This is a genomic window from Paenibacillus amylolyticus, from assembly GCF_003719335.1.
Classification (GTDB): Bacteria; Bacillota; Bacilli; order Paenibacillales; family Paenibacillaceae; genus Paenibacillus; species Paenibacillus amylolyticus_D.
Map to the genome: position 1 here is coordinate 141,842 of NZ_RIAS01000006.1, position 12,942 is coordinate 154,783.

The 12,942-nt window shown below is 49.3% G+C and carries 13 protein-coding genes; 2 read left to right on the forward strand and 11 right to left on the reverse strand.

The window, feature by feature from the left end; all coding sequences use genetic code 11:
• Positions 1–204: 204 nt before the first annotated feature.
• Entirely contained in the window at positions 205–564 is a 360-nt protein-coding gene (locus EC604_RS13235) for a hypothetical protein (protein ID WP_123064626.1), read from the reverse strand.
• A gap of 193 nt (positions 565–757) precedes the next feature.
• Here EC604_RS13235 and EC604_RS13240 point away from each other — a divergent pair, with 193 nt between their 5' ends.
• Together EC604_RS13240 and EC604_RS30150 are read left to right on the forward strand one after the other, a co-directional pair.
• Positions 758–1,996: a glycosyltransferase family 4 protein gene (locus tag EC604_RS13240; protein WP_123064627.1), complete on the forward strand. Its 1,239-nt coding sequence runs from the start codon at positions 758–760 to the stop codon at positions 1,994–1,996.
• Positions 1,993–2,163 carry a hypothetical protein gene (locus tag EC604_RS30150; protein WP_192895106.1) on the forward strand — a complete coding sequence of 57 codons (171 nt, stop codon included), beginning with the start codon at positions 1,993–1,995 and terminating at the stop codon, positions 2,161–2,163. The genes EC604_RS13240 and EC604_RS30150 overlap by 4 nt, the downstream gene beginning before the upstream one ends.
• Before the next feature lie 207 nt (positions 2,164–2,370).
• Here EC604_RS30150 and EC604_RS13245 read toward each other — a convergent pair whose 3' ends face one another.
• The 10 genes from EC604_RS13245 to EC604_RS13290 form a co-directional block, all read right to left on the reverse strand.
• Positions 2,371–2,925: a GNAT family N-acetyltransferase gene (locus EC604_RS13245; RefSeq protein ID WP_123064628.1), complete on the reverse strand. Its 555-nt coding sequence runs from the start codon at positions 2,923–2,925 to the stop codon at positions 2,371–2,373.
• Between the two features lie 259 nt (positions 2,926–3,184).
• Positions 3,185–3,934 carry a glycosyltransferase gene (locus EC604_RS13250; protein ID WP_240036849.1) on the reverse strand — a complete coding sequence of 250 codons (750 nt, stop codon included), beginning with the start codon at positions 3,932–3,934 and terminating at the stop codon, positions 3,185–3,187.
• Positions 3,935–4,173: 239 nt separating this feature from the next.
• On the reverse strand, positions 4,174–4,890 hold the full coding sequence (locus tag EC604_RS13255; RefSeq protein ID WP_123064629.1) for a glycosyltransferase: 717 nt from the start codon (positions 4,888–4,890) through the stop codon (positions 4,174–4,176).
• Positions 4,887–5,828, reverse strand: coding sequence for an NAD-dependent epimerase/dehydratase family protein (locus EC604_RS13260; protein WP_123064630.1), 942 nt, complete (start codon positions 5,826–5,828; stop codon positions 4,887–4,889). Before EC604_RS13260 ends, EC604_RS13255 begins: the two co-directional genes overlap by 4 nt.
• A complete protein-coding gene (locus tag EC604_RS13265; RefSeq protein WP_123064631.1) occupies positions 5,810–6,637 on the reverse strand; it encodes a dTDP-4-dehydrorhamnose reductase family protein in 828 nt (275 codons plus the stop codon). The genes EC604_RS13260 and EC604_RS13265 overlap by 19 nt, the downstream gene beginning before the upstream one ends.
• Positions 6,634–7,620, reverse strand: coding sequence for a polysaccharide biosynthesis protein (locus EC604_RS13270; protein ID WP_090919276.1), 987 nt, complete (start codon positions 7,618–7,620; stop codon positions 6,634–6,636). The genes EC604_RS13265 and EC604_RS13270 overlap by 4 nt, the downstream gene beginning before the upstream one ends.
• The gene (gene wecB, locus EC604_RS13275; protein WP_123064758.1) at positions 7,613–8,704 is read right to left on the reverse strand and encodes a non-hydrolyzing UDP-N-acetylglucosamine 2-epimerase; all 1,092 of its coding nucleotides are present in this window, start codon (positions 8,702–8,704) and stop codon (positions 7,613–7,615) included. The genes EC604_RS13270 and wecB overlap by 8 nt, the downstream gene beginning before the upstream one ends.
• An 88-nt stretch (positions 8,705–8,792) precedes the next feature.
• On the reverse strand, positions 8,793–10,424 hold the full coding sequence (locus tag EC604_RS13280) for a glycosyltransferase family 4 protein (protein ID WP_240036851.1): 1,632 nt from the start codon (positions 10,422–10,424) through the stop codon (positions 8,793–8,795).
• Positions 10,425–10,496: 72 nt separating this feature from the next.
• Positions 10,497–11,639 carry a CgeB family protein gene (locus tag EC604_RS13285; RefSeq protein ID WP_240036852.1) on the reverse strand — a complete coding sequence of 381 codons (1,143 nt, stop codon included), beginning with the start codon at positions 11,637–11,639 and terminating at the stop codon, positions 10,497–10,499.
• A 64-nt stretch (positions 11,640–11,703) separates the two neighbouring features.
• Positions 11,704–12,798 (reverse strand): CgeB family protein, encoded by a 1,095-nt coding sequence (locus EC604_RS13290; protein WP_123064761.1) that lies wholly within the window; start codon positions 12,796–12,798, stop codon positions 11,704–11,706.
• Positions 12,799–12,942: the final 144 nt, after the last annotated feature.

A 12,942-nucleotide genomic window follows, 5' to 3' on the forward strand; every position in this document is an offset into this window, starting at 1 on the left:
CAGGATGACCCGGCCTGCGGACTGCCTATAATGACGATTGTTCAAACCATCGTTTTAAATCATTGTTTTAAACTTTCGTTTTATACTGGTTTAATTGTAATGAAAATACCTTTGCTGTCAAGCTATTTTTCGAGGCACCATTTTATAAAAAAACGACAAAAAAGGACCAGGCCCTTTGCCTGCTCCTTATCGTTGTTTACACATTCAATCTGCAAGTTTGATCATTTGATGTTCTGACAATACGCCGATGAGCTTTCCTTCCCCACTGTAGCAATAAATTCGAATCACCAAATGATTCGGCTCTGAACTATTGCTTATCATTTTCAGTTCGCTAATTTCGCATGACACATTCAGATGATGAATGACATAACTATTCAATGCTGCACCCGAGCCTGAACCTACATAGAACAAATATCGATACAGTTCTCCGTGATTACCCACTGCACCAACATATACATCGGTTCCTTCTTCATCCCCAATATAAGCAACCTCCACGTCTATATATCTCACAGGAATAGCTGTCTGAAGCAAATTCTCATGTAATTGAATGATATATGCCGCCATCTCTTATCCCTCCTGCGGAGCCTGAGTTCTTCGCCATCCCCCTGTAGACAGGATATGTTTTTTCTCGTCCATCGGCATGTATAATCACCCAAATTTAAAGATTTGCAACGAAGGCCCGGCCTGAATCCCTGCATACTTCATAGAATAACAGGATAGGAGTTCGGCCTGCGCAGGCCGCGACAAGGAGGTCGTTATGAGAGTTCTGCTCGTTACGTATTGGGAACTTACACATATGGGAGGCATCTGGACATATATTAAACAGCTCGCCGACAGACTCGCTGCCCTTGGTGTAGAAGTCGATATCATGGGCACAAACAGCGCCAGAAATGAAGTATATGTCCGTAATCTCAATCGTTCATTCTCGAAAGACCTGGTATGGCCCATGCTGCAAGCCAAGCTTAATCCAACCGATCTGCCGCAATTCACGGCTGACTCACTGCTGGCCTATTACGAATTGAACAGATATGCTTTTGAAATGGCCGCATCCTATCTTGGTGTAGAGCATTATGACGTTATTCATGCACAAGACCCCGTTGCAGCTGTAGCGATCAAACGGATTATGAAGCGGAACATACCGCTTGTTACAAGTTACCATGGAGCTCTCGCTCGGGAAGCGTTCTACGATGAGCAAAATTCCAACCCACAGTTAACACTATCTACCTATTTGCAATCCAAACGCGGACGTTATTTTCTCTCACTTGAGCAGCGAAGCGCAGCGCAGTCCGAGCTAATACTCGTGTCGAGTCACTGGATTAAAAGCACGGTGACTGAACTTGGCTTGCCAGAGTCCAAATTTAGACAGATTCCGTATGCCGTCGATCTGCCAGCTTATCGTAAAGCAGCTGCTTCCAAATTCCCTCACCGTGCACCTGCGGGTAAAAAGGTCATTGCTTTTACTGGAAGACTGGAATATATCAAAGGAGTACATGTACTAATCAAGGCGCTCGCTAACCTGAAGACAATACGTTCGGATTGGGTATGCTGGATTGCTGGAGAAGGCAATCTGCGAGATGAATTGCTTGGTCAAGCTTCCGAGGCTGGTATTGCTGCAGATATCGTATTCTGGGGCAAACTGGACAACATTCCTTCCTTCCTCAAGCATGCAGATATCTATGTACAACCCAGCCTTCAGGATACACAGCCCTTTTCCGTTACCGAAGCACAACTTGCAGGAGTACCCGTTATCGTCAGCGGTACAGCAGGCATGCCCGAAATGGTCGAACCGGGGCACACCGGGTGGGTCGTTCCCACGCAGGATGCCGATTCACTCAGCGAGCTACTGCATGCGCTGCTTGAAGATGATGCAACTCGCAAAAAGGTAGGTGCCGCCGCCAAATCCTGGGCTGAACAACATCGTTCTCTGGAAGAAATGGGACTGCGTACGCTGCATGTGTATCAAGAAGCCATCTATAGAGGAGGACTCCGGTCATGACCCTGCTTGTTCCAAGCGATCTGTATAATCGCTGGTTTTCGGTTCCCGTCTCCACGCCTCACATTGAGGTGGACTATGAGATCATGAACACCCTGATGCAAAAACTTCCGAAAGGATATGTATTTCCCGATCCGGTATCCATAGCTATTCTGAATGAAAAGGACTAAAAGATTAAGGTCCGGTATCCTCTTTCAAGGCTAATGTGCAAGCATCTACACAAAGAAGCCACAGATCTAAATCTGCAGCTTCTTTTTTCATACTCTACTCATACTTCAACACTTTTTCTAATTAGTGCTCTATCTTTATGCTATTCTACTTTATACTTTCTTCTCTCTTTTTCTCGAATCATCCCTGCATTCTTCCATCGAGCCCCCTTAATCGGATGCCAACTTCGAATACATATACAGATCATTAAACGTGTCCCTCGAACCTGGTTCTGCTCCACTTCCTGCTCTCTCGTAACCTCTCAGGGTTCCTTCCCGCACGAAGTCCAGCTTCTCCAGCAGTTTAATAGAGCTCACGTTACGAGGATCAACTTTTGCCTCAATCCGATTGAGTTGCAATGCAGAGAAGCCATGAGTTAATAGAGCAGAAACAGCCTCCATTGCATATCCTCTACCCCAGTAGGCTTTGGCCAGATCGTACCCGATCTCGGCTCTAGCTTGTTCACCATCAAGGTAGTTATAACCGCATGAGCCCATAATTGTGCCTGACTCCCTTTCCATGATGGAGAACCGGATGGCCTGCTTTTTCTCAGCCAGATCGGCGAGCAACTGAATCATCTCTAGCGCTTGTTTTTCATCCGAGAACGGGGAAATATTCATAAACCTGGCGACCTCTGGGTCAGACCATACCCTAAAGAGCTCAGTCGAGTCAGATGCTTTCATTTGACGTAAATGTAGTCTGGGCGTGTGTAATTCAGTAATCAATACGTTAACCTCCATTATGATTAGTTATTAGTCTGGTTATCCAATATTGATATCTGCGCATAATTCAGTCCCTTCTATGTACAAGTCACCGTTCATTATACAGGAATTTCGCTATCTCATCCCTCTCCAAAAAAGAGCGGCACCCTGCAGCATTTTCACACTGCTACTCAGGCGTTCGCTCCCCATGTTCCGTATTTCAGCTACTCATCCTGCTGACCCATGTTGCTCTGCTAGATAGACCTGCAATCGCAATCATCCATCATTTCCAATACCCACCAACGTGCAGCAAGTTCAGCAGGATTGGACGATGTTTCTCCTGAACACGTTCCATCTCCGCGACCAGTTCCTTGAAATGACGTTTCGTTCCCATCGACTCGTGCAGACGGTAACACATTAGAGGTTCATTGAAATAAAACAGCTCATACAGCGGGAACAGCCTCAGCCACATCTCATAATCATGCGTATACCGAAAATCCGTGTCGAACACCCCGAAGCGCCCAAACGCCTCCATCTCCACCATTACCGTACATCCATTAATCGGGCATCCTTCCATCAGTACCTGCAGCATCTCCAGACGGCTTCCCACCTCAGGCTGTACCGTGTCCAGCCATTCACCATGTTCATTGATGTAATGATATGCCCCATGACAGAACGACGCTTTGACATCAAGCATAAACTTCAACTGTTTTTCCACCCGGTTCAGCAACATCACATCATCCGAGCTGAGCCAGACAAAATAGTCCCCTGTTGCATGTTTGATACCTTCGTTGAGCGCGGTCGCTGTGCCGCCATTCTCTTTGCGAATGTACTGAATCTCATCCATAAACGGTTGCAACCGCTCCACATGTTTGGTCGATCCATCATCCACCACGATCACCTCAATATGCGGATACGTCTGGTGAAGGGCACTGTGAACGGCCTGCTCGATATATGGACAATTATAAAAAGGAATCACGATCGAAACCTTCGGCTCCATCCGGGCATCCCCTTCCTCCTCAAATCTCTGCAAACTCTTGCGTCTCCTCTAGTATATGAAGGTTTCAACCAACCGTATCGGGCATTCACAGCAGGGTGAACGTACATTTTGCGAGCGTATCGCAGAACCATCACAGCCTCAGGCATTTTCATACACATAGAGCTTATGATCATGCATTTATCCCTTTCCATAGCCTTTCTCTCTCTTACAAAAGGCTGCGCCAAAGAGGCCGCTAATCAGCACGCAGCGCGGCTTCATAACGGCCTCCTTCGCTACCCGCCAAGCGCAGCAATACGCTGCATTAACGGTTCGCGATACCTTGACCAGACCATGGACGCTTCTCTGCCAATCACGTCCGCATGACGCACCGATCCCATCCCCCCATGCCAGCGATAAGCCGTAAGCGGCTCATTCAGGTACGGGAAGCGATGACCATTAAGCAGTATCCGCATCCAGAGATCCAGATCATGCGTATAAGGCAACAGTTCATCAAACAGCCCTACACCGCTAAACAGATCCTTACGGATCATGACCGTACATCCGTTGACCGGATTACCGCCATTAAAACGGCGTAAACAATCCAGCTCAGACATCGGCTCAGGCCCGCCATGCATTTTGGTAACCGCCGAATGTTCATTGATATAGTGAAAATTGGTATGCGAGACCAAAACATTTTCACGTTGCATGAATTCAAGCTGGTAACGAATTTTGTCAGGATAAAAGAAATCATCCGAGCTCAGCCAAGCCACATAATCACCCGAGGCATGCCGAATGCCGTGGTTCAGTGCGGAGGCGGTGCCGCCGTTGCTTTTGCCAAGTACATTAATCCGTGGCAGATAAGGCTGGAGCAGCTCCGCATGTCTTGTGGAGCCGTCGTCGACAACAATGATCTCCACCTCAGCATACGTCTGATCCAGCGCACTTTGAATCGCCATCGGCACGTAAGGACAATTGTAGAACGGAATCACAATGGATACACGCGGATTCATCCTGTCGTCCTCCCTTGCTGGGTACGAACATCACTCAAAATATCGCGCAGCGATGTCTCAAATGAGATCTGCGGTTGCCAGCCCAATTTGCGCAGTTCCAACATTTCCTCCTGTTTCCCTGCTCCATCCGGCCCAGATGAAGTACCATCCCAGCGGATCGGTACTTTGGCTTCTGTCATCGACAACAGCAGATCAGCGATCTCGCCAAGGCTCCGTTCCACCCCGGACACCACCGGATACACTGTACCGCTGGTGCCATGTACCAGTAAGGCAGCATACGCGCGAACCGCGTCCCGTACATCTAGAAAATCACGTGTATTATCTCGCCCGGATAGTCGAAACGCTTCTGTTTTGCCCGTCTGCTCACAAGCAACCACATGGCGGGCAAGCAGAGAGCAGATGCCTGTAGAGGGTCCGGCACCAATCAGATTGCCCGGTTCGGCTAGCATGATCTGCTGACCGAACAGGGACATCCAAGACAGCGACACCATCTCTTCCAGCGCTTTGCTCAAGCTGTAAGGATGAGGTGGCTGAGGTATGCGCCCAGGTTCAGGTGTATACTTAAGCCTGGAGCCTACAATCACCGTCCGCGCCTTCGGACATATGCGTAGAGCATCCAGAAGGTACAGCACCGCCATCACGTTTGTTTCGAGCACTAACAGTGGATCAGCCCAGGAATCCGGCACCGAGTTTTTGCCGGCGAGATGTAGCACATAATCCGGCTCAATCTCCTGAATCAGTTCACGAACTTGATCCTTATTATTGAGATCACAGACATGTACATCCACGTTTTTACCAAACGAATACACATCCGGCCGCCTTACAACAGCCACAACATCCGCACCGGCTCCTTGAAAATAGGTTACAGCATGTCGTCCTGTAAAACCGGAGGCGCCTGTAATCAGTACTTTTTTGCCCGTCAGCTCTGCTCCATCCATAATGCCAGCTCCTTCAGCATAGTTGAATAGTCCGGCAGGTTTGTCTTCACATCCTCACGGGTGGATACCAGCGTGCGATCCTGTACCATGCTATCATCCGGTATAATCTTCACATCCTGTTTGTTCCAGACCTGCTGGAACAGAACAAGCAGATCATGTTTGCTGACTGGTTCAGGATGAGCAAGATGGATCAGGCCACTGACTGGAGAATCCAGATAATGGTCTACCCATTTGGCAAGCTCAAGCGTGGTTACGCCATTCCAGAAGACACGAGTATACCCGCCAACCTCACCTGTGCTGGACATAAACCACTGCATCAGACCGATACCACCCTGCCGGATTTCAGGTCCAATAATGGAAGTCCGTATCGTCAAATGTCCTTCATCCTGTATTTCACCGAGTGCTTTCGTAATCGCATAGGAGGACGTGCCGTCTGTCACATCATCCTCCCGATATGCCCCGCGATCTCCGCTGAACACACAATCTGTGCTGATATGGATTAGACGTGCACCGATGGAATCGGCCATCCGCCGCAGACGATGCGGCAGAAAACCGTTGATATGATAGGCGCCAATCTTATCCTCATCCGCGAAGCTGTTCAGCACACCAACCGCATTAATGACGACGTCCGGGTGCACCGCTTCTACAAGCCTGTCGACCATGAAGCTGTCATTCACATCCAGGATCAAACCATTCGGGTCAGTCACGTCCCGCGTGGTGTAGAAGACACTGTGCACACCTTGACGGCGGAAATAGTCGACCAGAATATGGCCGGCCATTCCGTTTCCCCCAAGAATCAGCAGCTTCATGATAGAAACCCTCCGCGCTTCAGAATTTCACGAATCTCCTCTTTGGTCATGAGTTGGTGCTCAGAACTAAAGCTGCTGTATGGCACCGGTGGGCAGTTGGTGTAATGCTCACGCAATCCTGGAATGCCGAGCGTAGGCAAAATGACCAGATACTGTTCGTCGTAGACAACCGTCGTCATGCTCTCGAATTCACTCATCAGAATTTCATGGATTTTCTCACCCGGACGAACGCCGCGTTCTACAATCGCTACGTTTTCCACACCGGAATCTTCAATGAGAACCTCGGCAAGATCGACAATCTTGCATGTTGGCATCGTCATGACAAAGATTTCGCCGCCAACACTTTCTACCGAAGCTTTGAACAGTAGTTTAATCGCGTCCTTGAGTGTAAGGAAGAACCGGGTCATGCCCATATCTGTAATGGATACCTGACCTTTTTGGCGAATTTGGTTTTTGAACAGATGCACAACACTGCCGTTCGTACCAAGCACATTGCCGCCCCGTACCGTGACAAACTTCGTATCACTATGAAGCAGGTTCGCATAAACAATCAATTTCTCACCAATCGCCTTGGTCATTCCATAGAAGTTCGAAGGATTGGCCGCTTTGTCGGTCGAAATATAAATGACTTTTTTCACTTTATTTTCAATTGCCGCTTCGATGACATTCTGTGTGCCGATCACGTTTGTTTTGAGTGCTTCATAAGGCTGGTCTTCACATACCGGTACATGCTTGAGTGCTGCCAGATGGAAAACATAGTCCACATGCTGGCAGGCTGCCGTCAAGGCATCTTTGTCACGAATATCACCAATGCGGAAATGAAGGCGCGGGTCTTCAAAATCACGGCTCATCGCTACCTGGCTGGACTCGTTGCGAGAGTACACAATAATTTCTTTTGGCTGCTGAGGCAACAGTTGAGCGACAAGCTCATACCCCCATGATCCCGTACCGCCAGTCACGAGTATACGCTTATTTTCAAACATGTATTTTCCCTCCAAGCAGAAATTTGACCACTTTACTGGACACATCTGTTGCCTTGTAACCTTGCGGACAATCCCAGTCATTTGGCAGTTTGGTCATCACGTTCACACAATCCGCTATTCTCGCGGCATCCAGGCCGGAGACCACATTGCTGCCACAGTCTACCGTTTCGGGACGTTCTGTCGTGCGACGCATCGTTACGGTAGGCACCCCCATAATGCAGCATTCCTCCTGAACTGTCCCGCTGTCTGTGAGCGCACAGCGTGCATGTCGCTCCAACATGACAAAGTCAAAAAATCCAAACGGCTCATGGAATTCCACCAGCGGATGCATCTCCAGCTGCAGATGTTCGGCAATGCGAATCGCTGTTCGCGGATGAATGCTGCATATCACGCGTTGCCCATGTTCCTCCGCGACTTGATTCAGCCCTTGCATAATCTCCAGTAGATGAGGAGGGTGATCGACATTTTCAGCCCGATGAGCGGTAACGAGAAAATATTGTCCGGGCTTCAGCTTGAGCTTCTTCAAAATTTTGCTGGCATTGACCTGTGGAGCGTAATGTTCCATCACCTCGTAGATCGGATTGCCCGTAAGCACAATGCGGCGGCTGGGCACACCTTCACTGACAAGATGTTTTTTGCTTTGTTCGGTGTAAGGCATGTTAATAGTCGAGATTGCATCAATCACGCGTCGGTTTTTCTCCTCCGGCACATCCAGATCGAAGCAGCGATTGCCAGCCTCCATATGAATTACCGGGATGCCCATACGTTCAGCAAGTACCGCACACAAAGCGCTATTGGTGTCTCCAAGCAGGAGCAATTTGTCAGGTTTCTCCTGCAGAATCAAATCTTCCATCTGAGTAAACATGGAGGACAGCTGTCGCCCCAATGAGGCGGCTTCATCCTGAAGAACGTAATCCGGGGCACGCAGACCCATTTCCTTGAAAAAAAGACCGCTGAGACTTTCTGTGAAGTTCTGTCCCGTGTGCACCAGAATATGTTTGGACGCATACTGGTCCAGCTTGGAAATGATCAGGCTGAGTCGAATAATCTCAGGTCTCGTACCCAGCACCGTCATGATCTTCATCGTCATCCCTGCCTTCTGTCGTGTGTTAGAAACCCCTTTTCTTGTATTAAAGTCCCTCTCTTTTAACGTGCATTATGAACCTTGTCTATTACCGTGACTTGGAACCTTTGCGTGCTGTCCGCCTACGTCGTTTGTTCCTGGAAGAGCGTCTGCGAGTGGACAAATTCAAGGCAGATGTGTGCCGCCTTTTCACTTTACGAGTACGGGCCGTACGGCTCTTTTTCCCGGTCCGGATCGTTCGTTTCAGCTCTTTGAGCTTGCGGCGGGAAGCGGGAACCTTTCTTCTACGACGGCGTTTACCTACATGAATTTCTGGCTCAGTCCGTTGATCCTCTTCGCGGGGTTTCCCGCCTCCCTCCCCCTGTTGTGTTACGGTTACTGGAGGTAACGAAGAACGAGGAAGAAGCTGTACAATACTCTCTGGAAGCAACAACGTTCGAATAAGGGATGGATCGGGATTCAGTACTGTACGCAGCCCACCTTCTCCCCACGCCAGCACCGGACCGCTCGGTGGCTGGATATACGTGAACCATCCGGGAAAACGCAATAACCACTGTGTGACCATCGTATGCAATTTCACTCGGTAGGTTTCGATTCCGTACAGCTTTTCCGCTTCTGTCCGGTTACGCCATCCGGTATCGGAAGCAAGCTCGGAATCATTCAGCAACGTCGTAGCCAACGTAACGAGTGCATCACTATCACCGGGCGGAGCCAGAAATGCACCGCTGCCTACGGATTCCATTAATTCACTGAGGCCACCCTGGGCAAAAGCGATGACTGGTTTGGCAAAATAAAGCCCCTCCAGCGCAGTCATGCCGAAGCCTTCTTTTACCATGCTGGGAATAACCACGATATCCATTGCGGAGTAGGCCAACGATACATTTTCCTCAAACGTGGTAAACGTAAAGCGCCTTGCATACCCGGATCGTTTCACCTGGTAAACACATTCGTCGTAATACTTTTTGTCTGCGGGTGCGCCAATGATCCAGAAGCGACAACGTGAATGGGTCTCACACAGCTTCAGCGCCATATCAACAAAGGGCTTTAAACCTTTGGCATCATATATAAAGGAAGAAATATAACCGATACAAGTATGCGAAGACTTGTATCTAAGCTCCTTACGTTTTCGCTCACGCAGATGAAGCCAGCGGTCCGGTGCAGGCAGAGCAGGCTCCCATGTTGGAGGAATAATCGTCACCCTGTCACTCATACCTGCTTGTTTGAACGGTAACGCTGCCGTCTCGGAAATCCCGATAATCCAGTCTGCATAGCGGCCAATCATCTGGATCGCTTCGGGTGTATGCTCATTCGTTTGAATAATCTCGGTTATTTTCCAAATAACTGGAATTCCGAGTGATTTTGCCGCTACAGCGGGCATGACATTCACGCAGGTATTGGTCAAAACCATATCTGGCTCGTGACCGCGAATCAGCCAGAGCGCATCCTGAAATGCTGGGGTGTGCCGCAGATGTTCCGCATCTTGTGCAATTCCCTGATACGGTGTATACACACCGTGAAGCATCGGCAAATTACATATATGAACCTGGATGCCAAACCTTCGTGCGAGTCCGGTAAGTTTCCCTTCCTGCGGCGCAACAAGCACACATTCAAAGATCGTGCCAATCTCTATCATAAAATGAAGCAAAAGCTTCTCCGCCCCTGTAATACTGCGGGTATTACACACATGGGAAAACAGCATCAGTTTTGGTTTCATTGCCATGGCCGCACACGGACCCCGTATAAAACAGACGAGCAGATACGGGGTACTGTGCACACCTCCTCCTGGCCGAGATTAAGGGAATATAATGCTTAACATCTCATTGATTCTTCGGTCATACGTGTGATCTTTTAACGTCCGTTCAAGCCCACGCAGGGCAATCTCACGCCGCTCTTTCTCATGTGCAAGGTAATAATCGACCTTCTCAAGCATCTCTTGCGGTGAAGAATACGTTTCGATCTCTACCCCTGGTTTATAGAAACGAGCCAGATCGTCGCGTGCATCGGTTAACTGCAATGTTGTGCTGGCGGCAATCTCGAACGTTCTCGGGTTTGGTGAGGCTGGCGAAATTTTGATCTGATTATTGTTGACTGAATCATCTTCATGGGAGCGATGCAGATTGATAACGATTTTGGTGCCGTTGTAAACATCATTGGTTTCTTGAGGACTCATCCAGCGACCCAGCTCAATTTTCTCGCCATAAGCCGTATAGTCAGGCAGTCGATCCCACCAGATGCCGTTAAAGACGGTATTATGCGACATGAGCTGAGGCATAATCGGGTTAAAGAAATACACGCGGTTCCAGTATGCCGAGCCGATAAAACTGATATCTCTTTTCAGAGGGGAAGGGGTTGTAATTGGGAAGTAGTGGTTCGTAAAAGCGGCAAAAGGCATATAATGCACGGATGCACAGCCATGCTGGCGATACAGTTCTACACAATTCAGCTCCAGTGTGAAGACATGGTCATAATGCTTCACAATCTCTAGTGTCATGTCCGTATAATACGGATCATCCGTAAGCCAGATCGCTGTCTGAATGCCCGCTTGGCGTATAGCATCGATCTGCTCGATAGGGATATCCATCCCGTCCAGCACAAGCACCAGGTCAGGACGGGTTTCCAGCGCAACTTGAGAGACCGGCTGGCGTGGATCAGACAGCGTCACCTGAGCAACCATACCCTGAAGCGTAGACATAATTGCTTCATCCAGAGGAGAGTAAGGGAAGCCTTTACCCGAAGAAACATAGAGCACATGAAGTTGCCGGAAAGGCAGCGGCTCCTGAGCACAATTTACAATATAGTTGGCACGGCCCCGCAGATACCCTTCTTCTTTGCCTGCGTCAAATCCGGCCTGCCGTCCATTTTTACGAGCCTGATCTGCCAGGCTGAGTATAGGTGGTTGATGAACCTTTCTGGTTTTACGGTGTTTGATAGACATACCGCCACTCCTTTTTATTTGGGATAACGTCGCTTCCTGAGGTTGCCCTTCCACAGAAGGGACACTACAGATGTCCTAACAACTCGGTAATGCGGCGGTTAAACGTATGACGATTCATCGTTGTGAGCAGACCTCTCCAAGCGAGGGCCTGGCGCTCTTCTTCATGATGCAAATAATAGTGGATCTTGTGCTGCAATTCTGCCGCAGAGGAGAATGTTTCAATGTCATACCCTGGCTGATAATAACGGGGCAAATCTCCGCGAGTATCGGTGATCTGCATCGTGCCACAGGCACCGATCTCATAGGTACGCGGATTGATCGATCGCCCCTGTAGATGGTGGGTATTTCGATTATCCTCACCATTCTCACAGGTTCGGTGTACGTTAATCACGATTTTGGCACCGTTGTAATAGTCAACCGTTGCCTCCGGGTCAATCCATCCCTCGTGAATGAACTGCCCCAGTACATCCAGCCGTGCCAGCCGATTCCACTGACTTCCGGCAATGAACACTTTTTTATCTGCAAGGTAAGGCGCAAGCTGATTAAACAGATCAATCCGGTTCCAAAATCCAGTGCCAATAAAACAAATATCATACTGATATTGCGGCTCTGTGCGGCGCGGATGATACATGCCTGGATTTACAGCCAGCGGCATGTAAATGACCCGCCGTGCTCCTTGGTTTGTGTAGAAGGGCACGGCAGCCTCTTCATGAGTGAACACGATGTCGTAGTGCTGACAGATGGTCGCCGTATCCTCCGTGAAATAGGGATCATCGACAAACCACACGGCCGTCCGAATCCCCAGTACACGTATTCCCTTCACCTGCTCCAGGTGATCCTCGGGAAATACGTGCAGACCGTTCATCACCAGAACAACATCAGGCCGGTGCTGACTGGCTTCTTGCAACATCGCTGCTGGCGATCCAACAACGCATTCTCGAACCGACTGTTGCAGTGCCAGAATGACACCCTGATCAATGGCATCGAATCCCTGCGGGATATATAGTACCTTCATGTCCCGCAGGGTCGGTTCGAACGGTTGCACCCGCTCCATGATGGCCTGACAGCCGCCAAACCTGCGGCCTTCTGCATACCCGCCGCGGTAGGCCGCCTCCGCTTCCGTCAGCGGGCGGTGTCTTCGTTTTGCCACATTCTTCACCCTGTCTTCCTTCAAGGAGATCTCATTCCTGATCTCCACGAGATTGGTCTTCCCTCTAAAGGATATGCCTCGGGGTCAGATGCATCATGGACGGGTGTCCTGCAAGGCTCAAAATTGGCGTCTGCCCTCCATGTTCGCCTGCAC